We start from the raw sequence: 21,806 nt of genomic DNA on the forward strand, positions 1-21,806 counted from the left end.
AATGGCATTAACACCGGACGTCAGTTTCCCCACTATCTTTACACGCGAACCACTTCCGTCCAAGACTTATAGGTTGGACATCGAAACGGGAGTCGTCTCGAAGGTAATCGATGGGGAGGAAGCGATTCGACAATTCATTACAAAAGCGATATTGACTGTTCGCTACGCTTTCACCATCTATTCGGATGACTATGGCTGTGAAATTCGGAGTCTGCTAGGCAAAGGGCTGTCAGATCACTTCGTACGCTCGGAAATCAAACGCATGATCATCGATGCATTAATTTACGACGACCGCATTGAACGGGTGTATGACTTCTCGTTCCTGCTGACAGACGATGAACTGTATATCAATTTCTCGGTCGATACCGTGGAAGGCACGTTTGCGATAAAGGAAGTGATATAACCGATGGAATTATCATTACTCCAAACCGAAGAAGAAATTTTGGAATCAATGCTGGATGAAGTGGATCCTTCTCTTGATAAAAGGGAAGGGTCCATTATTTATGACGCCTTGGCGCCTACAGCATTCGAGTTATGGCGGCAGAAGACATTGTTCTATGAAATGCTCTTGCAGGCGTTTGCGCATCGTGCAGAGGGCATTTTCCTTGATTATATTGCTACAGACCATAACCTTAGCCGTTATCAGGCGGCATCGTCGAAAGTGCGGCTGGAAATCACGGCGAATGAAGGTGTTGTCATCCCGCTGGGGACGAAAATAGGCAGTGAAGAGAATGATTTCATCTTCACGACCGATGAAGAGATCGTCATAGATTCATCCGGCATCGGCTACGTGATTGCGTCATGTAATGCGACTGGAACTATTACCAATGTCGAACCGAATACCGTGACCTTGCTATTCGATCCAATCCAGTACGTACGTAAAATCACAAACCCTGACTATGCGTACGGCGGTGGCGATGAAGAGCCGGACAATTCACTTCGGGAGCGGATTCTCTACCAAAAGCGGAATCCGGAGCACGGCGGCCATGAGTTCGACTATGTGCGGTGGGCGTTGTCTGTGACAGGCGTAACATACGCCAAGTGTCTGGATAAGCCAAGGGGAATCGGTACCGTCGATTTAATCATTGGAGCCAATAAGACGATGCTCGACGAGGTGCTCGAGGATGTCATTGAGTATGTCGACACCAAAAAGCCATGGGGAGTGGATTTGGTCTACAGGAAGGTGATGGAGCACATCATTCCAATCACAGTCCGCGTCGAAGGGATAGACGAAAAAACGGCGAGGGCTGCTGTTCTGGAATACGCGAACGCGATTGGCGTCGGAGGTATTGTGAAGCCAGCTCTTATTAACCATTTCTTGATAAACGCAGGCGCAACAGATGTGGAGGTCATATTGCCGATTCGGAACTTACAGCTGGAAAGTGGCAGCATCATTGAAGCGGTGGTGACGATCGAATGATCAAATGGTTTGAATATATTCCTGACTATTACAAGCTGTCGCCGCAGATGAAGGCGATTTACGAAGCTCTTAAGGATCAAATCCCTGATGCGGAAGATGAATTGTGGAAAGCGTTCTTTCTCCACTTGAATTCACCTCACTCTAGGGGTCTATGGATGAAAGAGCTGGACGTGAAGAACGAAGCTGAACTGCAGGCGAAACTGCAAGCGCGCGGGATGCTTAACAAAGAACAGACAGACGAGCAAAACTATCTGATAAAAGAGTTTTGGAGAGAGATGCCGGAAGATGGTCTGATGCCTTCAGAATTCGGCGTCATGGCGGATGGCCATGAGTATTCGCCATTAACTTCACTCATTTACACAACGCCGGAAACGATTGAAAATGCACGGCATCTAGTCAAAATGATGGGGATGGCCGGCTTTCAATATTTTTATGCTGTGACCACGAAGCACTTTGCAAAGGCAGCTAAACCAGAGAAACCTCAAGGTACTCGGGCGATATATTTGAATGGGTTAAGACCGTATGCCCTGGATGATTTCATAAGCGGTGCGAAATTAGCGACAGTCAATCCGATTAACCACTACTCTTTTATGGAAGCGGACGCGCAAAGGAAAACGACCTTCTCGCCCTCCATCCTTTTCACGGACGAAACAGTCTTTTTCACGGATGTTTATGCTTACAAGGAAATTTCAGAAGTTGCGCTGCATTACACCGAAAACGTTATTGTGCAGCCTGGTGATGCATCTGGCCAAAATCAAGTGAACATGGAACATAAGGTGACGGTGGAACCGGGCTCTGTGCAACAGGTGCAAGAGATCCTGTTTTCCCCTGAGCAAGTATATACCGAGAAAAAGGCAAGGTGGTCCGATTCCTTGTTGTTTACGGATACGGATATCACCTTTTTACATGATACGACACGTACGCAAGTGTCCTTGATAAAAATTATGCAATAAGGAGGAAGTTGAATGTCATCTGAAACAAAGTCCATTACTAGTGACGTGATCAGTTTTAAAACCTATAAAGCTAAAAAAATTGTAGATGATAAACCCAATGTATGGGTGGCTGTCGGAAAAATGACTCCATGGACAGAGGCAAATCCTGAAACTGTTCCTGATGTGTCTATGAATGATACGGTGCAGGAAATCGTAGGGATGAAACGTGCTGACCTAGTTCATTATGTTGTGCCGGATGAAAACGGGACGGTCGAGCAATACGGGCAGAACTGGCGAATCATCGATGAAGCGGAGGCCATCGAAAAGAATTGCAAATGGGTATACGTGCAAGCGTGGCTAAGCTACGACAATTTCCCTGTCGTCACCTACCGACAGACAGGTGTTTATATCCTGAGCGAAATGGTACCAGGCACTCCAGTTAATAAGCAAATCGTATTGCCTAACGAAATTGTGAACAATGGTTTTTGTTGTGTCGTCAATAATCGAAATCCGATGCCACGCCATTCGACACAGAAGGAATCAGTTGAATTCATTATCGAATTGTAAAGGAGGGAAACGTTTTGACGAAAAAGTACAACCGGTTTGATCCTGCCGACAATTGGTTATCCGTCGATTTTGTAGGCGGTCGGAGAATCCAATTCGCCGAGCTCGAGGAGATGCAGTCGATTGCATTGCATCGGGATAAACAGCTTGGAGATGCACTCTTCGGGTCCGGCCATATCGTCGAAGGCGGGCAGCTGCTAATCAACAAATCGAAGAAAGAGGCGACCGTTTCCCCGACCAGGCTATATATTGACGGCTTGATTCATGACCTGCCGGAAACCATTATGTCGATCAATGCAGATGGCCTCGAAACGATCGGCTTCAAAATAGAATACAAGACGATAACGTATGAAGATGATATTCGTTTGCTCGATCCGGCTATCGGCTTTGCAAACTTCGGGAATCCGGGTGCTGATAGAACGGTCTTCCGTGCAATGTGGGTTGCGAACGATCCGACTGCAGTTCCAATGTTCCAACTAGACAATGGCGACGTAATGAATGCCAAAGTGCCTCCGGAGTATGAGGGGATTACTCCTATTCTTGCAAGGCGTACACATGACGCCAGCGGTTCTTTCTTAGTATCCGGCATGAGCGGTTACATCGAGTCTAAGGACGAAAACTACGTCATGCTGGCAGTGGATGCAGGCAAGGCATATGTGCAAGGTTTCGAGATTCTAAAGCCTGTGCCGGTCCGTGTCGATATTCCGAAATCGAAAGAGTTTTTACAGGTTCTAAACGAAACCAAAACCTACCGATCAGAGTTTGCAAAGTATGCGCTGAACTCAAAGCCCGTCAAAAGGATTAATTCGATCACTGCGACAGTCCAGGTCACGAAGAACGTCACACGCGGGAATACAGCGGGGACGAGCGATCTGTTACCGAATACACCTGTGGTCGACATCGTGGAAGTGAGCGCAGGCCCTACGAAGTATGTGAAGGGCGTGGACTACCAACAGACGGGCAATACGGTCGATTGGTCTCTGAGCGGTGCAGAACCGGCAGGCGGCACGTCCTATTCGGTGACCTTCAGATACACAAAAACAATGGTGGCTGGCGTTGACTATAAGCAGAACAGCAATGACGTCGAGTTTCTTGGCGGAGATAGACCCGTGGAGCAAACTACATTCCAGACGACTTATGAATTCTATCTAGCTAGGAAAGATGTTTACTACTTAACCGAAAACGGCGACATAAAAGTTCTGCATGGGCAGCCAAGCATTTTCCCTTCAAAGCCATTAATCCCGCTAAATGTCCTTGAACTTGGCGAATTGTACGTTCCGCCCAATTCAGACCGGGTAGAAGTCACGAATTACAAGCCGAAACGGTTAACGATGCTGGATCTACGTTCTTTATTGGACCGTTTGGAACGCGCTGAATACAATCAGGCATTGAATGAATTGGATACACAAGCGCAAATTTCCGACCCGTTGCTCGTGAAGAAAGGAATCTTCACGGACAACTTCACAAATTTTGAGCGGACGGATGTCTTTCATCCGGATTTCGATGCTTCGATCGATCCTGAACGAAAAGAGCTAACACTTCCAGTTGACCAAACATTCGTCGATTTGGTTTTCGACAAATCGAAATCGACCGTCAGATTCCATGATCGCTTGGTAACGATGGATTATACGGAAGAATTGTTGGAGCAGCAGCTGTACGCAACAGAAACAATGAACGTCAACCCTTATATGGTTTTTGGCAACGTCGGAACAATCCGCTTGAATCCGTCAACTGACATTTGGGTGGAGGAATCTACGGTTACCCGGACGGTTACGGAATGGTGGAATAACTGGTGGACGGACAGCAGAACGGAAACGAAGGTCATTTTGGATCAGGATGTGCAGTTCCTACGTCAAAGAACCGTCGAAGTAACAGGTGAAGGGTTTGAACCGCTTGCCGACAATATCAAAGCTACATTTGACGGTATTCGAGTCAATTTAACACCGATCAGCGGCACGGAAGCTGGCACTCAGGCAGGCACGATAAAAGCTGACGGTTCAGGGAAGTTCAAATGTCGCTTTACCGTTCCGCCGAATGTGCGCACCGGAACGCGAGAAGTGAGGTTCTACAATGAGATTTAGAGGGGTGAGAGCATGGCTATACTAAACGATTCGGTCGCCAGCTACACGGGACACGGGAACAGGAAAATCATTCAACAAACCTTCTTCCAGACAATCCCTTGGCCGCGCAGTATCGACCCACTGGCACAGACCTTTTTGCTGGCAGAAGATAAATATATTACGAGCATCGACTTGTTCTTCGCTACGAAAGAGGATGGCAAAGATATCACTGTCCAGATCCGCGAGGTGGCGAATGGATATCCAACCATTAATGTCATTGCAAACGTAGTCTTGAACTCCAGTCAAATTAAAACATCACCGGACGGATCCGTAGCCACTAGGGCGACATTTTCCGATCCGGTGCTTTTAAATGCGAATACAGATTATTGCTTTGTTGTGTTAACGACTTCTGCCCAATATCGCTTATGGGTAGCCAAAATGAGCGGAACCGACCAAATTACAAAACAAAAAGTATCACGCCAACCTTATACGGTAGGCGTTTTATTTTCGTCTTCGAACGCGACAACCTGGACTGCACATCAGGACATGGATATAAAATTCAGACTGTATGGCGCAAAGTTCAAACAAAGCTCTGTATTGGCTTTCCAACCGATGACTGTAGAGAAGGCGACAAGGCTTGTTTTGGCGGCAAATCAATTGGTTCCCCGTGGTGGAAATATCATTTGGCAATGGTCCAAAGACGGTGTGTCTTGGTATGCGCTGGGAGATAGTGAGGTTACTAGACTTGGAGAGGAGTTAGATCTAGTTCATCTACGGGCAGTTTTAACTTCAAACGGGTCTTCTGCAGTAATAGAGGATGGAGCAGGTGCCGTCGCATTGTCTTATAAAGACGAAGGAGTATATGTATCCAGAGAGATTACTTCTAACGAGCCTTTTACGAAGGTAACCGTTTATGTGGATTTACACACTCCTTCAGGTACAGATCAGTTCCTGGAATACTCTCTGGATAACGTAAATTGGATTGGCTTCGGTTCAGAAGCGTCCAAAACTACCGTGGATTCGGAGTTTAATCAGTATAAATTCGAGGCGGACATTGAAAACGCCTATAAAATTCGGGTTCGTGTTAATCAGAAATCGAACCTACCCATTTTAACGCCGAAGGCTAGACGATTAATGGTACATCTGACTTAAGGAGGTTTTTTATAATGCTTAAGAATAAAAAAATATCAATTGACCCGAATGCGCCTGATAATCTATTTACAGGCGCTCAAAAGATTAATGAAGCGTTTGATGAAATTTCATTAAAGAATGAGGGCCTAAATAGAAAAGTCGATGATATTATTGCGAAGTTGGTGGAGGCTGAGAAGTTAGTATCCCCATATATTCCAACAGTCAATAAAAGGGTTAAGACTAGGCAAGAAGTTATATCGGAAATCAGGGATGAAATCAGCAAGCCATCCGTATTCACATTGACCACCGCAGAAAGCTTTCCTTATTTTATAGCAGCAGTGAAACCTAATTTGAGTGGAGGGAATATAGAGTTTGAAGTAAAAGTAAAAGGAGTTTCAAATGCGAGGGTGTCGATTCGACGGCTTTTGGATCAAGGTATGGGTACTGAACAGACAATTGTTCCTAGTGTCAACCCTGTCGGAAATATATATTCTACATCAGTAGCACCTACAACAGTTCCCGGAACGAACAATTCTACTTTCATAGGTGTGAAATTCGACTTTCTTGCCACAGTCCCTCCGAATTCTTTTATTGACATTGAAAGCATTAAGATAACACAAGATGAAGCGGTCTTGTTCAACACTCCTGACCTTCGAGTGATTAACCTAGAGATAGTGTCGGCGGTAGTTCCAATCGGGGAAAACAAAGCAATGAAGTATGTAATGAATGCTAATAACACGTTTCTACAACAACCGAAGCATGTCTACGTACACCCGCACGGAACTGGCGTAAATGGGTTGACTTCCGAAGATGCTTTATCTTTCGATGATTTTAGGTTTAACTATTACCCTTTATATAAAGATGGAATCAAATACGCAGTACTAGCACCGGGAATTTATACAGTATCAAAACAGCAGTACTTTTGGACGTTTACAGCCGGGTTAGATATTGTTTGTTTAGACGGTGTAGCAAAACTGCTCGGTGGAACGGCATATGTGCAACAAAGGTTTATCCCCGTCGAAGGGAATATAGTTAAAGTATCTTATGATCCCACAAACCACTACTTAGACGGTGTAAGGTCGGGGACGGCGCAGCCAGAAGTAACCTGTCTATCAAACGGTGTAGATAGACGTTATTTTGTGAAGCCGCGTGATACTTATGCACTTATGGCGGCTAACCCAAACAGCACTTACTATGACGTAGCCACCAAAGAATTGTTTATTCATTGGGGTGATAAGCGCTTTAATATTGCCGTTACTGAAGTGTTGACGGGGATGATCATGAACGGACAGTACAATTCTCGCGTTATCAATGTTGAAGTACTGTATGCCCGGTCTCACGGTTTTCGCTTTGCCCCGACCTCGCACCAAGGGAGAAAGGTTGAACTTTACGGATGCCGTTCGATTTCTCCCTACAACAGTGAAGCGTTCTCTATCGACAATGCGGATTCCGTGATTGTTGATTGCTATGCAGAAATGGCGGGTAATGACGGGTTCAACTTCCATCAAGCAGGCGAAAGTATTTTGGTTAACTGTGAATCGAACTTCAACTATGGAGATGGGACAAGCCATCACTACGACTGCAAGGGCTATATGTATAATTACCGGGCGAAGCGAAACCGCGTAGGTGGAAACACCCCAGCATTTGGCGCGATGGTCTATATGGACGGCGTGTACACGGAAGGAAATGGTGCAGAGGGTTCAATAAGTTATGCCGGAGGAGTGTCGGTACTTGGTGGAAACGGCAGAGCGAAGACCGTAGCGTATGTTCGAAACCACACTTCCGTTGGAGATCAAATAGCACAATCGTCCACGGTTACGAGCCTGCAAGGTGGAGAGAAGGCGGCCTTACATTCCGATAGTGTGGATGTGTCAAGACCTACCACTGTCGCTTACAGGGTAGGAGAAGGCAATGAATTGAGTGTGTCTAATCCGCAAGGAATACAAACAGTGGAAGGTGATGTCGGTTTCTACAATCAAAGCTAAGTATTGCAATATATCTATTTCCTGATAACATTTAGATAGTTAAAGATTAACAGGAAGATGTGATACTGATTGCGTAAGATAGTGTGGTTATTAGTTGTTATTGCAGGAATATTATGGGCACTTCCTGATAAAACAATTGCGGGCAGTTTTACGTATAGCGATTTAATCTATGCTATAGCTTTTATTATTGTTATATTCGAAAATCTGGTTTTCAAAAGACCGCTTATCATTCTATTAAATAAGAGATATAGTGTTATTTTTTATATACTTTTATTTACCGGAATTGGTGCAATGACCGGAATGATAAGGTCGTCAGACACTATTGGTGCGAGCGTCGCGTTCCTTCAATATGCTTTTATTTTTGTTGTAGTGCTAACTGTGATTCATTATTTGATTAATAATAAAATGGAAAATGCATTGAAAGTATTGGTCATATTTACGATACCGGGAATAATCTCAGGAGTAATGGTCAGCTTATCCGGTCTAGGGTTTGTTACTGCCTATGATTCTCAACTATTATATGGTCTGGGTAGATACAGAGGATTTAACGGTAGCCTTCCAACTGCGTATGGAGCACAAACAGTACTAGCATGTGTGATAATTTACATGATGTTCAGAATAAGCAAGAGGTTCATTAACAAATTGTTTTGGTTTACGATGCTATTAGTTTGCGTTTATGCGATAATTTTAACCGCTTCTTTCGGGGCTATTATAATGCTTGGTCTTGCTATCTCTTTGATTTGGTGGTTTTTCTCAAAACACACATTACTTACGCGATCTTTATTAGTTTTTGCGTTTTGCGCAGGTTTGTCTGTTTTTTACTCGCACCAAACAGGAAATTATCAATACATGAATTACCTACCAGATATAGTTAAAATCAGGGTAGAGGCTGCGGGCGGGGAGTTTGGTAGTGCGGACGTGAGAAGTGAATTAAATCGACTAGGTGTGGAGAAGTTTTTTGAAAACCCGTTGATGGGTATCGGGCATACTCAGTTCATGTATCATAATCCACACGGGCGAGTAGTGCATAACACGATAATATCAGCAGCAGTTGAATCAGGTGTATTCGGTTTAATAGGCGTTGTGCTATATTTAATTGTCCCTATAGTGTTGGCTTATAGGATGGTTAAAGCTAAGTTGTTTGATGCTAAATCGTACGAGGGGGTTATGGTAAGGTTTTTACTTGTGTATCTATTAATACGTTTAGCTCAAACCACAACATCACACGAGTATATTGAGAGAAATTTATGGTTGCCGGGCTTAGTGGTTTTTGTAATCTATGCGACACAGATGAATCGCAAGGAGAAGGCAATTTCACAAGTGGGCCAGCCTGTTTAGACCTATAACAGAAAAGCGACCAATCAAGGTCGCTTTTTCAATGATAATAAACTGTAAAAACATGATAACACCTTGTACACTGCGCAGTAATACGCTGTTCAAAAACAGGAAAGTAGCTGACATGATTTTCGAAAAACTTGAACCACTTACACGAATGACAATATGGACATTTCACTTTCTCCACCTCCTAAAATATTCTTACTAAGTAATATCAGAAATAAACATAAAATCTTATATCATCCATGAAAAATAATTTACTTCTAGAATTAAGGAGGACCTTCATCCTTAAGTGTCGAAGAAATGAGCAACATGAATGTTTGATGGAGGAGAAAAATGAAGTCTATTTTATTTGAAGTGAATGTTTCGCAAGTGACTTGTAACGAAAATGTTGCAGGACCCTATCCTTTCATTTGGGAAGTTAATGTACCACTATTGCCTGCCTACTCCGTCGAGTATTACTCGATTAAAGTGGAAGATGTCTCAGATATTTCTCCTGGTGACGAGGATATTGATGGTGATAAGATCATTGTCTATTCCGAATTTGAACTATATGAAGAACTAAAAAGTGTATTAATCGAATTACATTACCACGGAATAAAAGATTACAGCGCTTTATTTCCTAAAGTATATAATCCGAAATTACGCGACAGATTAGGCCAATTTTATGAAGAGGCAGAGAAGAATTTTGAACAAGGTTCTTGGCTTTCATTTACACTAATGTGCGGTGCAATATTTGAAGGGATGTTGTATGACAAACTGAAACCGATAACCTTTGAAGAAAATAAACTTGAAACATTGATTGATAATGCCCTTAAAAAAGGAATTATCAATAAAAAGCAGTCTGACATTATGACCACGGTTAGGCGTGACAGGAATTTAGTCCATGCAAGAAATGCTAAAAAACAGTATGTTTCCAGAAAGGCTGCAATGGAAATCAGAACCACTCTAGATATACTAATCAAAGATTTCAGCAACATGTAAAACGTCCACACTGGACGTTTTTTTATTTACCTAAAACAAGGGGGAAAAGAGAAATGAAAAACGAGACAAACACACTTTATACATTTATCACAGGCGGCGGTCTTTCGACTGTCGCTTATTTATTGGGCGGGCTCGATAACTTGATTATTGCGCTCGCCATATTCATGGTCTGCGATTTTATTTTGGGGGCAGCTGCAGGAGCTAATAACGAGGGGCTTAATTCCAAGCGTGCGCTTAAAGGATTGGGGAAGAAGGGGGCGATGATTTCACTCGTCGTCGTGGCAAATCAGCTAGATATCATCAGCGGAAGCGACACCGGATTCGTCCGGAATTCAATGATTTTCTTTCTCATCGGAACCGAAGGGATTAGTTTGGTTGAGAATATGGGTCGTTTAGGGCTGAATGTTCCAGATTTTATTCGAACTCGCTTCGAACAAATGAAAAACGATGAGAAGGTCGATAAGGATGTTCATTGAGTCACTGGCTCCTTTTGCAGTCAAACACGGGAGGGCTCATGGAGTCCTTCCTTCTTTGATAATTGCGCAGGGAATTGTGGAATCAGGATCCGGCACATCTGACCTTGCCGTCAAAGCCAACAACCTATTCGGCATTAAGGCAGGCTCGGGTTGGGAAGGGCAAGTATATACAAAACGAACAACCGAATATCGGGCAAACGGCACACCGTATCAAGTGCCTGCTGATTTCAGAAAGTATCCATCCTACGAGGGGTGTGTCATCGACTTGTGCAAAAAGTACACACACGGAACGGGGTGGGAACCGTTTAATCGCTATACAGCTGTAATAGGTGAGAAAAGCTATCAAAAAGTCGTGCAAGCCGTTTGTGCTGCTGGATATGCCACCGACCCGAAGTACCTGGAGAAACTAATAAACGCTATTGAACAATATGATTTGACGAAATATGACAGGGAGGATTCCATCATGAAGGTTATATGTATTGATCCAGGCCACGGCGGCAAGGATCCGGGCGGAGGGTCCAATGGTGACTTCAAGGAAAAGGACATGGTCTTAAAAATCTCCCTTGAGCAAAAACGCCATTTTGAAAGAAATGGAATCAAAGTCGTGATGACTCGGACTGGTGATGAGTATCTGGATTCTGTTCCTCGTTCAAATCGAGTCAAAGCCTCTTATGCAGCCCATTGTATTTCAAACCACATCAACGCAGGAGGAGGGGAAGGGGCAGAAACAATCCATTCCATTCATGCAACACCCGCAATAGCAGCAGGCATACTAGACGCTCTTGTTGGAGTAGGAGCAAAGAGGCGTAGAGTGTTCAGTCGTAAGGGTACCGGCAATAGTGACTACTACTACATGCATCGGATGACCGGATCCGTATCGACTGTGATTGTCGAATATGGTTTTGCGGACAATGCTAATGACACCAAGAAAATTATCGACAACTGGAAAACATATGCGGAGGCAGTAGTTAAATATTACATTGAGCATGTTTTTAAACAAAAGTACATTCCTGAAAAGGAAGAAATCAAAGTGGCATCTACACAGACAACTAAGAAGAAGGAGGTTGATGAAATGGCCCAATCGTTACCGTACACACAGAAAGAGGACATGCGTAAGCTTCTAAAACGTGCATACGATGACAAGGTGTTTAGCGTTGATCATACGTCTAAAGTCGATACAATGACGCGTGGTGAAGCGACAGATTTATTAATTAGTTATGTTGCTAGGAATAACAGCGAGTGATATGATAAAAATCTAAATAAGTAAGATGACTGTAAAAGCGCCCTGTCCTTAATCAGATGGGGCGCTTTTTTGTTTCTACAAAGAAGGATTTACATACACTCTCGTTGAACTAGATTGATGGGAGGAGATATTATGTTAAATATGGAAAAGAGCAATGTCTTTTGCTTGGTATGTAACCATCAATTCAGCGAATGTGACGCGGGGGTAATAGAAGAATGGGAGCTTCCTATTTGCGATCCATGCATTGATGACATGTGCACTTTCAAAGTTAAGTATGACGGCAGCCGTGATTTGCTAGAATTCTTGACCGAAGAAATTAAAGGTAGCAAATGCGCAGGTTGCTTAAAGTCGGCAATTGAATTACAAGGAATCAGATATGGCAGCACTGTTTGGGGTGATGGGAAGTGCGGGGAGTGCGAACAAGGCTGGAGCTTGGAAATACATATTGAGTTTGTTTAAAAATGAGCAAAAGCACCCTGTCCGTTATGGATGAGGGTGCTGTTTATATCCGTTAAGTTTCTCTAATAAGTCAAAGTAGCCTGGATCTTCCACGGCAGGCTTCAAATATAGCTTAACTAGCTTTCGGGCTATGTCTATTCTTTCGCTTAATATTACCTTTGTAATTCTTCTATTTATTTTATAACGTCTGATACGACTTGCAATATTATTTCTATAATATTTTGGTCCAAGCCATTCTTCCATTCTCAATACACTAGTTACCTCTTCCGGATCGAGTATTAACATACATATTGAATTCAATCCATAATAAAAACTAAGGTTTTTTAATCTAACTCTATCTCCTTTTTTATATATTGACGTTTTTTTACTTTCCTTTAACCAATTTAACAGGAAGAAATAAATTAATGCGCTTTGATAAAATTCTTTTTTGGAACCCCAACCATCTTCATAATATTCATTGCCGATCAATTTCTCGTAAACATGTAATATTTTTGAATTTGAATATTTAAGGTTCTCTTGAAAGAAGTTTAATGATTCATTAAATAATTTTTCAGGAGAGACGTCGTGGTATAGGTCGTGCAACGCTCTTGGATTCCTTTGAATATTCATATATACACTTAGTGAAGGAAGCACCTTAGAATATAGCGTTTGATACTTTTCAAGAAAGGTTTTTTTGTTATCTCTTTTTACTGTTAGAAAGTGGGAGAGTAACTGAGCCGTAACCGCACCGAAAAAAGCGGAGATTAATGTTAAAAATAAGGGGTTCACTTGAGCATCTCCTTTGTTGTTCGTTTTTAAAAATTTATAAAATTCGATAGTTCATTTATATTAACACATAAAATAGCTATCTCTTAACGTTTTTTAATGATTGAATAACGAACATTCATTCGTATATACTAATTTAAAGGAGGATGATTAAATGAAGGTGAGTGGAGATATAAAGGACCGTGGCCGAATCAAATGGACAGCAATGATGCTGCCGGAACACTTGGCCGAACTAAGGGATTGGCATGCGAAGGATGAACTTGATCCTAAACCGGAAGTGGATGAGGACGATATGCAGTTGCTGCAGGAGGAATTGGAAATCGCATTCATGAAACGAACTGACGCAGTCATCACGACTTGGCGTGCTGGCAAAAAAGAAACATATATAGGAAAGATCGTGCAACTGGATCCAGCGCAGCAAAGCATATCAGTAGAGGGACCGTTCGGTAAGAGGAATATCATGGTTGGCGAAATTTTTAAAGTACGGAGCATGTAAATAAGAGGGGGCGTATGCCTCCTCTTTTTAGATAGCATCAATCGAAATTCCAACGATACGTTTCTGTATCCACTCCTTTTGATGTTACAGGCTTGCCAAGACTTCTCATCCTCTTCTTGACGCCTTCCGCGATTTGCACAAGTGTTTGATTCCAGCTAGCTTTGTATGGATTCTTTTGATTTATGTAGCGCATAAGTTTCTTCAATTCAGCCGATACTACTTCATCAAAGTGGTATCGGTTGTTATGTTTTTGTAGTAGAAGTTCGATAATCCCGATATGCCGAATACTTGCATCCAACATTATAGCAACTGCCCGGGTCGGGGATACACCCAATAAGTCAGCGAACAGCTGCACATCCTCGTAATCTCTTTTTACAAATCGGACACTTATACGGTCTGTTTCGCCGTGTATTTTAGTGTCACCCAAAGAAGGGCTTTCTTCACTTCCGTAAAACAGAGTGTTTTCTATTCGGAGAATCCCCTTTTGGAAGTGGGGCGCGAAGTGTTCCATCACCTCTCTTTCATGAATGCCTTCCATGAATAGCATTACCCCCAAATCCTGAATGGGTTGGTCTAGGATAAATGACAGTCTTTCGATTTCTGCTTTGAGTTTTACGGAAATTGTTGGCCCGACATGCACTTTTTTGTCCGATCGTTCTTTTCGTTCAACCGTTTTCCGTTTCCAAAACAATAACTATCCTCATTTCCCCTGTTTTTGCCCGCTATTTGTGGCGTGTGGCGGACTTAATTTATCCTATGTTGAAAATTGGTTGCATATTAACCAATTATTTTGAGTAGGATGTGTTACAAGCGAAATACGAAAACAGTTTATATCCAGCCGGTGTATTTCAAATGTAATACCAATTGGAGGGGATAAAGTGGGTGTTTTGAACTTAGGAATCGATGCGGGTAACTATCGGGCAAAGGTGGCTGGACCGTATGGAGTGGACAGTTACCGAACTGCAATCTGCGATTGGTTCGAGCGGAACATTGAAGAGGATTTCGGCGAAGATGACATGGAGTTTGCCTACAATGGGCGGAAAGGTTTCGCAGGTACGCTAGCATCCTATGAGGATCAATTTGGCGGTGGAGCAATGTACGGCGATAGTAAGGCGCATGATGACACGCTAATTCGGACCCTGCTGGCCGCATATCGTTACACGAAGAAGTATTGCCCTGATCGGGGCAGGTTTAATTTGGTCGTAGGTCAGCCAATTGTTTCCCATAAGCCGAAAGAAAAACAGAAAATCATTGACTTATTGCAAGGAAGTCATTTCATAACCATCAATCGTGAGGACTTCCATTTCTACTTCGATCAAGTATCCGTAGCAGCTGAGGGGAGCGGGGCTTTCTGGGCTTCTCCGAAGAGGGGGCAAATCAGGATCATTGATATCGGAAGCGGCACGGTCAATATGGCGACATTAAATCATGCCAAGCACATCAATAACGCTTCAGCTACATTTAATTACGGCGTGGAGACTGCGGGCGGCAAGGAAAACATCGACAACATCGCTAGAGCCGTGATCCGTTCAGCTACACAGTTGAAATGGCGGCAGTCAGATACAGTCTTTGTCTGTGGAGGCGTCGCAAGCGATATTCTACCATTGCTTGCGGAACACTTCACGAATATCCAGCCGATCATTCCACAGTTGAATTCCTACAGCGGCACACAAATTCATCTTCCGACTTTTGCGAATGCGGTGGGTTTCTATGAGTTGGCAAGGCTGACATATGGATGACGCGCAAAATTCAGCCGGTCAGCTTCAATATGGAAAACGAATACGAAAACGGATTGTATGAGTTTGCGATGGAACAGGATAAATACTTTTCGAAGTATGTAAAGCGATTGATCGAAAAGGACCGAGCAGGCGGAATGGTGGTTCCGGCAGCTGTTCAGACGATCGAATCAAAAGGGGATGAATTGAAGTTTAATAAATCTACTGTGAAGGCGTTTTTATGAACAAAAAAAAGAGGGGTGGCAGCCCCTCAATTTTTTGTGCGGAAATAACGGATCATCCGGATTGCATCAGCAACTTCCTTTTCGGTCGTTTCCACGCCGTCAATTATGATTCTTTTTTCGTATCGCGACTTGTCCGAATCAGAAGCTTTTAGAACATCGCCGAGAAAGTCATTAGGCTCCACTCCATAAACGTCAAGAATCTCCTTAAGTAGCCTAGGGGTGATTCCGTACTTACCACGTTCGATTTTGGATAAGTTGCTCCAATCGTAATTGATTTTTTCGGCAAGTTCTTTTAAAGTATAGCCATTTCCCTTTCTGAGTTTCTTTAATTTTTCTCCAACGCCCTGCATCATAATCATCACCCACCTCAATTATACGAAAATATCTGCGTATTCTAAACGGGGATAAAAAGAGGGAATTTATCAACCCCTGTCGAATGTAGGCACTAGGAGGGGGGATTATATGAAAGATTTAAAATTGAAGAGGCTTTTTTCAGTATTAATGGCGTTCGCGCTGATCATCGGCTTTATGCCGACAGCAGACGCGGCAGCAACAAAAGAACTGAAAGTACATTTCATTGATGTTGGCCAAGGGGACGCAATCTTAATTCAATCGCCAGTGGGGAAGACTATGTTGGTAGATGGGGGACCGAAATCGGCAGGTAAGCATGTAGTTGATTTCCTTAAAGCAAAAGGCATTAAAAAGTTGGATTATGTTGTAGCTACGCATCCAGATGTCGATCATATCGGCGGGCTGATTGAAGTACTGAATTCGTTTAATGTCACGAATTTCATTGACTCCGGCTATGCTCATACTTCGCAAACGTATTATGAACTACTAACTTTGATTGACAAGAAGAACATCAAATTTAGTGTAGCTGAAGAATTGGATAAGATTCCACTGGATCCTAAAATGGTCATACGTGTACTTTACGCGGATGAAAACGCGAAAGATGGCAACGATGCATCAGTCGTTTTAAAAGCGACTTACAACAAAGTGTCATTCCTGTTGATGGGAGATGCAGACACAGCGATTGAGGACTATGTCCGTGGCAAATACGATGTTTCGGCTACTGTGCTCAAAAACGGACACCACGGATCAAACACGAGCAGTTCAGCTGCATTCATCAGTAATGTGAAACCAGATGTAGCAATCCTATCATATGGTAAGAACAATTCATATGGTCATCCTAACGCGGCAGTTGAATCACGCTTGAAAAATGTAGGCGCTAAAATATACAAAACGGCTGTCGATTGCGATATTACAGTCACGACAGATGGGGTAAAGCATACAGTGTCTAATAATTGCGGCAAGACAGTGGCTAAGCCTGCACCAGCAGCTAAACCAACTCCAAAACCAGTGACCAAACCTGCGCCAGCAACACAAACTAATTTCCAAAATTGTACGGAGTTGCGTAAGGTTTATCCGAAGGGCGTAGGAAAGGATCATCCAGCATATCAACCGAAAATGGATAGAGACAAAGATGGATGGGCGTGTGAACGATGACAAAGTATACACTTGATCGGATAGATGACGGTTTTTATGTATTCTTAAAGAGGGATGACGAAAGTGATCAATTGATTATTCCGTTGGAGGAAGTCAAAGTAAATCTTAATGAGGGAGATATAGTTGAGATCGAAAAGAATGAAGCTGGGTATCAATTCCATGTCTTAATAGAAGAAACTGATGACATGAAAGAAAAAGTAAGTAACCTTTTGGAGAAGCTGAAGAACAAGAAATGAAAAACGGCCACCAACTCAATAGAGAAGGTGGCTGTTGTGCTGTAGTGACAAAACTAACACAAAACTAACATTTAAAGTGGTATTCAGTGAAAAAAAGTGAAAAGCAAGGTAGAATGATATTCGTAAAACCAACTATTTCAACCATTTATGAATCAATATGAAAGGGGACGAAAATATGAATGCGTACGATGAGTATATGAAAGGTATCGTGAAACCAATGCGGGAAGAGCTCGTTCAATCGGGCTTCACGGAGTTAACGACTGCAGAAGAGGTCGAAGGGACAATGACCTCTCTAGAAGGAACTGCTCTGATCGTCATCAATTCGGTATGTGGCTGTGCGGCTGGACTTGCACGTCCAGCTGTCAGGGAGGCGTTGCTAGCAACTGAGTCAAAACCGGATCATTTATTCACTGTGTTTGCAGGACAAGATAAAGAAGCGACTGAAATGATGAGAAGCTATTTTCCTGAAGTCCCTCCAAGTTCTCCTTCAATCGCCGTATGGAAAGACGGGAAGCTCGCCTATTTCATTCCAAGGGAGCAAATCGAGAACTTTGAGATGGAACAGATCAAAGATCATTTGACTGGCGTTTTAGAACAAGTTTGTGGCAAATAATACGATCATCACAACGGCTGGCAGACCAGATCCGATCACCTATGAATTGGCTACAATCGCTAGCAGGGAGCTCGCATTTCCAGTAGTGGAAAGGAAAAAGCGGTCCGTTCTGCGTATGCAACGTGATTACGAAGCGGATATCCTTGTAGCTGGTAAAGAGCGTTATGAACTTTTCCGCAGAGGGATGGAGCAACCATTATTCTTCCATCCGAATTCAGCAGCTTTCCGTTTGAAGCGCATTTTGAAAGGTGAAAAGGATCCGCTGATTGAGGCGAGTTCTTTAACGGAAGGAGACACGTTCCTAGATTGTACACTCGGTCTTGCTTCAGATAGCATTATTGCTTCCTTTATAATAGGAAGCAAAGGAAAGTGCGTAGGTCTGGAAGCGGACCCTACTGTAGCATTCTTAACCAAATCAGGCCTTCTGAAATTTCCGACCTCAATGGAAGCATTGGCGGCATCCATGAAGCGCATTGAAGTCATTCAATCCGAAGCAGTCGAGTTTCTGGCAAATGAGCCAGATCGCTCTTGGGACGTTGTTTACATCGACCCAATGTTTCATGCGCCGATTGAAGAATCATCGAACTTCAAACCACTTCGCCAAGCGGGCGTACATACATCCTTATCAGCGAGATGGATGGAGGAGGCATTCCGGGTATGCACCCGTCGAGTAGTAGTGAAAGATCGGTTTGATTCGAAAGTCTTCGATCAATTTTCATTGCAACGCAAAATCAGACCGAACACCAAGTTCCATTTCGGTTTCTTGTCAAAATGAAAAAGCCGTCCATACCTTTTTAGGATGGGCGGCTTTTTGTATCAATTTGTAAAGTTCAATGAGCTTAAATAAAGGACGAGTACGAGCATTCCGATTCCCATAAGTAATTCCACGTTCATTTATAAAAACCTCCTTCATAAAACCTCACAATTATCTTCATTTTTATTGTACAATGAATTTAAGAAATATGAAACCTTTTCAAGTCTATTTCGTAATATGAGGTAAGACGATGAAAATAATAGATTCAAATAAAAATAGCGATTGAGTAATGGGAAATTTCTAAATACATAATAAAAAGCAGGTGACCTGATGAAAAAACATTTGCAGAACTTTATTATTGCACTCGTAGCAGTCCTTACTCTTGGTGTCATTTCGCCGAGCCATGAAATTTGGACAAATCTGCAGCCTAAAGACGACACGAGGGAAACAGACCTTCCAACAACATCAAAACATGATTTACAGTTTGGGTTAGAGGATTCCATTTTTGAACGTGAATCATTCGAACAACCCTTATCGATTGAAGAAGCGCTTTTTCAGCCCGCTAAGGAACTGGCATACATGAAATTTGGTTCAAAAATCGGACCGGTCATTCAAAATGAATTTGACGATGTCATTTTACCGAAAATGGAAGAAGTTATACGCAATACTGTTGCATCTGCAGGAGGACTTGAAAATAAGGCCTTTTCAATTACTGAATACCCTTCGGGTGACTACGCCGAAAGGATGTTTCACGTAACCGATATTGACGATGCTAAAGACTTGATCCGCTTTCATGTACGGACAGAGAAAAGGCCACTGGACGGTTATTTCTATAACTTCCATTACCATACTGTAGAAGACAGTTTCACTGTACATCATTCCCTAGGGGATATCTATTGGTCTAAGAACACGCCGCCAAAATGGTTGTCTTAAAAATGTTAAAACACTCGTCGAAATAACGAGTGTTTTTTCTTTTGGAAAGTTGATATGTCACTTTCACGGGTATCACGCCTAAGCCCTTATTCACCTCAATGCATACTTTGTATGAACCAGCTATTTGCCCAACTACCATCAAATGGCTGAAATGTTGAGGGGATGTGTACCACTGTTGATAGTAAGGAGATTCAAACATAAGTTAGCATTATTGGGTAGCCTGCTTTTAGTTATGGGATTGGTCTTGAGTGCTTGTGGCACCACTGAAGATCCAAAACCAAAAACCACTGCAGACCAAAAAATCAGGATTGGTTATCAGAAAAATGGTCCTTTATTCATCTTGAAGAACTTAGGAACGTTAGAGAAACGGTTGGAACCGCTCGGATATAAAGTTGAGTGGCATGAATTTCAAGCTGGTCCAGCTCTTCTTGAAGCTTTACATGCGGGGAGTGTCGATTTCGGAAGAACGGGTAATTCTCCTCCGGTCTTTGCGCAGGCCTCGGGTTCTTCACTTCAATATATAGCTGTAGCATTCTCGAAGTTCGAAGGTTCAGGAATTTTGGTAAAGGATGACTCACCTATCCAGGAACTTGAAGATTTGAAAGGAAAAACAATCGGTTTTGCTAAGGGCTCAAGCTCTCACTATTTACTTGTGAAAGCTTTGGAGAAAGCAAGCCTGAAGTATGAGGATATTACACCGGCATTTCTATCGCCTGGAGATGCTCGCGTTGCGTTCGAACAAGGGGACATCGATGCTTGGGTGGTTTGGGATCCATATACGGCCGATACAGAAGTAACAACAGGAGCGCGACTTTTAGTAAATGGTGAAGGGTTAACTACAGACCGTGATTTCTTTCTCTCATCGTCAGACTTTGCCGCTGAACATAGCGACATCTTGAAGGAAGTTATTGAAGAAATCCAGAACTCCAGTAACTGGGCCAATGAAAATCCTGAAGAACTTACGAAGATGCTCGCAGATATTTTAGGGATCGATGAAGCTTCCATGAAGTTAGCAGTAGATAGACGGGTACATGGAGTAGAGAAAGAGATTTCCGAAGAAATAATATCTGAACAGCAGTCCATTGCAGACACTTTCTATGATTTAGGAATAATCCCGACAAAAATTAACGTAAAGGAACGGGTATTTTCATTTGAAAAGGATGGAGGGAAATGAGACCCACAGTTACAAAGACCCTTTACAAAACGCTCCCTTGGGTCGTACCTTTTCTGATTCTGATCATTTGGCAACTAACAAGTATGACAGGAATCCTGTCAGCTAAAACCCTGTCTGCGCCATCGGACGTACTCATGGCGGCAGTTGAGCTAACTCAATCAGGTGAGCTGTTCCATCACGTTTGGGTGAGCCTCGGGAGAGCTTTAATCGGTTTCTTGATTGGAGGAAGTATCGGGTTCATTTTAGGACTCGTAAACGGATTATTCCGTACATCTGAACTGTTAATTGATACATCCGTACAGATGCTACGGAATATTCCACATCTGGCGCTAATTCCACTCGTCATTCTATGGTTCGGAATCGGGGAAGAAGCGAAAATCTTCCTTGTTGCATCAGGGGTACTCTTCCCAATCTACATTAATACGTACCACGGTATTAAATCTGTCGACTTGGGGCTAATCGAGATGGGAAAGATTTATGGTCTGACTAAAGTCTCCCTATTTTTCAATGTGATCTTCCCAGGAGCACTCTCTTCCATCTTAGTCGGAATCCGCTTTTCTCTCGGAATAATGTGGATTACCCTCATTGTTGCTGAAACCATCTCCTCCACATCCGGAATTGGCTATATGGCGATGAATGCCCGGGAATTCATGCAAATGGATGTCATTATTCTGAGTATCTTACTGTATGCCTTCCTCGGAAAACTATCTGATATGATTGCACGCTTCCTTGAGCAGCGATGGCTAAAATGGCATCCAGGATATGCGAAACAACTTTAGG

25 protein-coding genes are annotated in these 21,806 nt (G+C 42.9%); 22 read left to right on the top strand and 3 right to left on the bottom strand.

The window, feature by feature from the left end; translation table 11 throughout:
• Nucleotide 1: 1 nt before the first annotated feature.
• The 12 genes from NIT04_RS08990 to NIT04_RS09045 all read left to right on the top strand — a co-directional run bounded on the left by NIT04_RS08990 (nt 2) and on the right by NIT04_RS09045 (nt 12,589).
• A complete protein-coding gene (locus tag NIT04_RS08990) occupies nt 2-403 on the top strand; it encodes a DUF2634 domain-containing protein (protein WP_252503286.1) in 402 nt (133 codons plus the stop codon).
• A gap of 3 nt (nt 404-406) precedes the next feature.
• On the top strand, nt 407-1,420 hold the full coding sequence (locus NIT04_RS08995; protein ID WP_252503287.1) for a baseplate J/gp47 family protein: 1,014 nt from the start codon (nt 407-409) through the stop codon (nt 1,418-1,420).
• Nucleotides 1,417-2,373, top strand: coding sequence for a hypothetical protein (locus NIT04_RS09000; RefSeq protein WP_252503288.1), 957 nt, complete (start codon nt 1,417-1,419; stop codon nt 2,371-2,373). Before NIT04_RS08995 ends, NIT04_RS09000 begins: the two co-directional genes overlap by 4 nt.
• A 12-nt stretch (nt 2,374-2,385) precedes the next feature.
• Complete coding sequence (locus NIT04_RS09005; RefSeq protein WP_252503289.1) at nt 2,386-2,919, top strand: hypothetical protein; 534 nt, start codon at nt 2,386-2,388, stop codon at nt 2,917-2,919.
• A 14-nt stretch (nt 2,920-2,933) separates the two neighbouring features.
• Nucleotides 2,934-4,997, top strand: coding sequence for a DUF4815 domain-containing protein (locus tag NIT04_RS09010; protein WP_252503290.1), 2,064 nt, complete (start codon nt 2,934-2,936; stop codon nt 4,995-4,997).
• A 12-nt stretch (nt 4,998-5,009) separates the two neighbouring features.
• Nucleotides 5,010-6,128, top strand: a complete 1,119-nt coding sequence (locus tag NIT04_RS09015; RefSeq protein WP_252503291.1) for a hypothetical protein — start codon at nt 5,010-5,012, stop codon at nt 6,126-6,128.
• 14 nt (nt 6,129-6,142) lie between these two features.
• Nucleotides 6,143-8,092, top strand: coding sequence for a hypothetical protein (locus NIT04_RS09020; protein ID WP_252503292.1), 1,950 nt, complete (start codon nt 6,143-6,145; stop codon nt 8,090-8,092).
• Nucleotides 8,093-8,161: 69 nt separating this feature from the next.
• Nucleotides 8,162-9,430: an O-antigen ligase gene (locus NIT04_RS09025; RefSeq protein WP_252503293.1), complete on the top strand. Its 1,269-nt coding sequence runs from the start codon at nt 8,162-8,164 to the stop codon at nt 9,428-9,430.
• A 333-nt stretch (nt 9,431-9,763) separates the two neighbouring features.
• A complete protein-coding gene (locus NIT04_RS09030; RefSeq protein ID WP_252503294.1) occupies nt 9,764-10,411 on the top strand; it encodes a DUF4145 domain-containing protein in 648 nt (215 codons plus the stop codon).
• A 53-nt stretch (nt 10,412-10,464) separates the two neighbouring features.
• On the top strand, nt 10,465-10,887 hold the full coding sequence (locus NIT04_RS09035) for a holin family protein (protein WP_252503295.1): 423 nt from the start codon (nt 10,465-10,467) through the stop codon (nt 10,885-10,887).
• A complete protein-coding gene (locus NIT04_RS09040; protein ID WP_252503296.1) occupies nt 10,877-12,130 on the top strand; it encodes a glucosaminidase domain-containing protein in 1,254 nt (417 codons plus the stop codon). Before NIT04_RS09035 ends, NIT04_RS09040 begins: the two co-directional genes overlap by 11 nt.
• A gap of 132 nt (nt 12,131-12,262) precedes the next feature.
• Nucleotides 12,263-12,589 (top strand): hypothetical protein, encoded by a 327-nt coding sequence (locus tag NIT04_RS09045; protein ID WP_252503297.1) that lies wholly within the window; start codon nt 12,263-12,265, stop codon nt 12,587-12,589.
• A 24-nt stretch (nt 12,590-12,613) separates the two neighbouring features.
• Here the strand turns inward: NIT04_RS09045 and NIT04_RS09050 are convergent, their stop codons facing one another.
• Nucleotides 12,614-13,357 (bottom strand): hypothetical protein, encoded by a 744-nt coding sequence (locus NIT04_RS09050; protein WP_252503298.1) that lies wholly within the window; start codon nt 13,355-13,357, stop codon nt 12,614-12,616.
• Nucleotides 13,358-13,508: 151 nt separating this feature from the next.
• On the opposite strand from NIT04_RS09050, the gene NIT04_RS09055 reads away from it, so the two are divergent.
• Nucleotides 13,509-13,850: a YolD-like family protein gene (locus NIT04_RS09055; RefSeq protein WP_252503299.1), complete on the top strand. Its 342-nt coding sequence runs from the start codon at nt 13,509-13,511 to the stop codon at nt 13,848-13,850.
• Nucleotides 13,851-13,887: 37 nt separating this feature from the next.
• On the opposite strand, the gene NIT04_RS09060 is transcribed toward NIT04_RS09055, so the two are convergent.
• The gene (locus tag NIT04_RS09060; protein WP_252503300.1) at nt 13,888-14,541 is read right to left on the bottom strand and encodes a hypothetical protein; all 654 of its coding nucleotides are present in this window, start codon (nt 14,539-14,541) and stop codon (nt 13,888-13,890) included.
• Nucleotides 14,542-14,728: 187 nt separating this feature from the next.
• Here NIT04_RS09060 and NIT04_RS09065 point away from each other — a divergent pair, with 187 nt between their 5' ends.
• Together NIT04_RS09065 and NIT04_RS09070 are read left to right on the top strand one after the other, a co-directional pair.
• The gene (locus NIT04_RS09065; protein ID WP_252503301.1) at nt 14,729-15,589 is read left to right on the top strand and encodes a ParM/StbA family protein; all 861 of its coding nucleotides are present in this window, start codon (nt 14,729-14,731) and stop codon (nt 15,587-15,589) included.
• Complete coding sequence (locus tag NIT04_RS09070; protein WP_252503302.1) at nt 15,586-15,810, top strand: hypothetical protein; 225 nt, start codon at nt 15,586-15,588, stop codon at nt 15,808-15,810. The genes NIT04_RS09065 and NIT04_RS09070 overlap by 4 nt, the downstream gene beginning before the upstream one ends.
• 26 nt (nt 15,811-15,836) lie before the next feature.
• On the opposite strand, the gene NIT04_RS09075 is transcribed toward NIT04_RS09070, so the two are convergent.
• Nucleotides 15,837-16,169: a helix-turn-helix domain-containing protein gene (locus NIT04_RS09075; RefSeq protein WP_252505057.1), complete on the bottom strand. Its 333-nt coding sequence runs from the start codon at nt 16,167-16,169 to the stop codon at nt 15,837-15,839.
• A gap of 103 nt (nt 16,170-16,272) precedes the next feature.
• Between NIT04_RS09075 and NIT04_RS19120 the strand changes: the two genes are divergently transcribed.
• From NIT04_RS19120 to ssuC, 7 genes are all read left to right on the top strand, one after another.
• Complete coding sequence (locus NIT04_RS19120) at nt 16,273-17,316, top strand: MBL fold metallo-hydrolase (RefSeq protein ID WP_305880099.1); 1,044 nt, start codon at nt 16,273-16,275, stop codon at nt 17,314-17,316.
• Entirely contained in the window at nt 17,313-17,552 is a 240-nt protein-coding gene (locus NIT04_RS09090) for a DUF3006 domain-containing protein (RefSeq protein ID WP_252503303.1), read from the top strand. Before NIT04_RS19120 ends, NIT04_RS09090 begins: the two co-directional genes overlap by 4 nt.
• A gap of 175 nt (nt 17,553-17,727) precedes the next feature.
• The gene (locus NIT04_RS09095) at nt 17,728-18,165 is read left to right on the top strand and encodes a BrxA/BrxB family bacilliredoxin (RefSeq protein WP_252503304.1); all 438 of its coding nucleotides are present in this window, start codon (nt 17,728-17,730) and stop codon (nt 18,163-18,165) included.
• Nucleotides 18,155-18,940, top strand: a complete 786-nt coding sequence (locus tag NIT04_RS09100) for a class I SAM-dependent methyltransferase (RefSeq protein WP_252503305.1) — start codon at nt 18,155-18,157, stop codon at nt 18,938-18,940. The genes NIT04_RS09095 and NIT04_RS09100 overlap by 11 nt, the downstream gene beginning before the upstream one ends.
• Nucleotides 18,941-19,249: 309 nt before the next feature.
• The gene (locus tag NIT04_RS09105) at nt 19,250-19,852 is read left to right on the top strand and encodes a YpjP family protein (RefSeq protein WP_252503306.1); all 603 of its coding nucleotides are present in this window, start codon (nt 19,250-19,252) and stop codon (nt 19,850-19,852) included.
• Between the two features lie 142 nt (nt 19,853-19,994).
• On the top strand, nt 19,995-21,026 hold the full coding sequence (locus NIT04_RS09110) for a sulfonate ABC transporter substrate-binding protein (RefSeq protein ID WP_252503307.1): 1,032 nt from the start codon (nt 19,995-19,997) through the stop codon (nt 21,024-21,026).
• Nucleotides 21,023-21,805: an aliphatic sulfonate ABC transporter permease SsuC gene (ssuC, locus tag NIT04_RS09115; RefSeq protein ID WP_252503308.1), complete on the top strand. Its 783-nt coding sequence runs from the start codon at nt 21,023-21,025 to the stop codon at nt 21,803-21,805. Before NIT04_RS09110 ends, ssuC begins: the two co-directional genes overlap by 4 nt.
• The last annotated feature ends 1 nt before the right edge of the window (nt 21,806 follow it).

The organism is Sporosarcina sp. Marseille-Q4943, from assembly GCF_943736995.1.
Lineage (GTDB): Bacteria > Bacillota > Bacilli > Bacillales_A > Planococcaceae > Sporosarcina.

What these genes read in the sequence shown, in the direction of transcription:
- NIT04_RS09000 (WP_252503288.1), top strand. Translation starts at nt 1,417, where the DNA reads ATGATCAAATGGTTTGAATATATTCCTGACTATTACAAGCTGTCGCCG.
- NIT04_RS09055 (WP_252503299.1), top strand. Translation starts at nt 13,509, where the DNA reads ATGAAGGTGAGTGGAGATATAAAGGACCGTGGCCGAATCAAATGGACA.
- NIT04_RS09005 (WP_252503289.1), top strand. Translation starts at nt 2,386, where the DNA reads ATGTCATCTGAAACAAAGTCCATTACTAGTGACGTGATCAGTTTTAAA.
- NIT04_RS09110 (WP_252503307.1), top strand. Translation starts at nt 19,995, where the DNA reads ATGGCTGAAATGTTGAGGGGATGTGTACCACTGTTGATAGTAAGGAGA.
- NIT04_RS19120 (WP_305880099.1), top strand. Translation starts at nt 16,273, where the DNA reads ATGAAAGATTTAAAATTGAAGAGGCTTTTTTCAGTATTAATGGCGTTC.
- NIT04_RS08990 (WP_252503286.1), top strand. Translation starts at nt 2, where the DNA reads ATGGCATTAACACCGGACGTCAGTTTCCCCACTATCTTTACACGCGAA.
- NIT04_RS09075 (WP_252505057.1), bottom strand. Translation starts at nt 16,169, where the DNA reads ATGATTATGATGCAGGGCGTTGGAGAAAAATTAAAGAAACTCAGAAAG.
- NIT04_RS09015 (WP_252503291.1), top strand. Translation starts at nt 5,010, where the DNA reads ATGGCTATACTAAACGATTCGGTCGCCAGCTACACGGGACACGGGAAC.
- NIT04_RS09030 (WP_252503294.1), top strand. Translation starts at nt 9,764, where the DNA reads ATGAAGTCTATTTTATTTGAAGTGAATGTTTCGCAAGTGACTTGTAAC.
- ssuC (WP_252503308.1), top strand. Translation starts at nt 21,023, where the DNA reads ATGAGACCCACAGTTACAAAGACCCTTTACAAAACGCTCCCTTGGGTC.
- NIT04_RS09020 (WP_252503292.1), top strand. Translation starts at nt 6,143, where the DNA reads ATGCTTAAGAATAAAAAAATATCAATTGACCCGAATGCGCCTGATAAT.
- NIT04_RS09070 (WP_252503302.1), top strand. Translation starts at nt 15,586, where the DNA reads ATGACGCGCAAAATTCAGCCGGTCAGCTTCAATATGGAAAACGAATAC.
- NIT04_RS09045 (WP_252503297.1), top strand. Translation starts at nt 12,263, where the DNA reads ATGTTAAATATGGAAAAGAGCAATGTCTTTTGCTTGGTATGTAACCAT.
- NIT04_RS08995 (WP_252503287.1), top strand. Translation starts at nt 407, where the DNA reads ATGGAATTATCATTACTCCAAACCGAAGAAGAAATTTTGGAATCAATG.
- NIT04_RS09035 (WP_252503295.1), top strand. Translation starts at nt 10,465, where the DNA reads ATGAAAAACGAGACAAACACACTTTATACATTTATCACAGGCGGCGGT.
- NIT04_RS09095 (WP_252503304.1), top strand. Translation starts at nt 17,728, where the DNA reads ATGAATGCGTACGATGAGTATATGAAAGGTATCGTGAAACCAATGCGG.
- NIT04_RS09105 (WP_252503306.1), top strand. Translation starts at nt 19,250, where the DNA reads ATGAAAAAACATTTGCAGAACTTTATTATTGCACTCGTAGCAGTCCTT.
- NIT04_RS09090 (WP_252503303.1), top strand. Translation starts at nt 17,313, where the DNA reads ATGACAAAGTATACACTTGATCGGATAGATGACGGTTTTTATGTATTC.
- NIT04_RS09040 (WP_252503296.1), top strand. Translation starts at nt 10,877, where the DNA reads ATGTTCATTGAGTCACTGGCTCCTTTTGCAGTCAAACACGGGAGGGCT.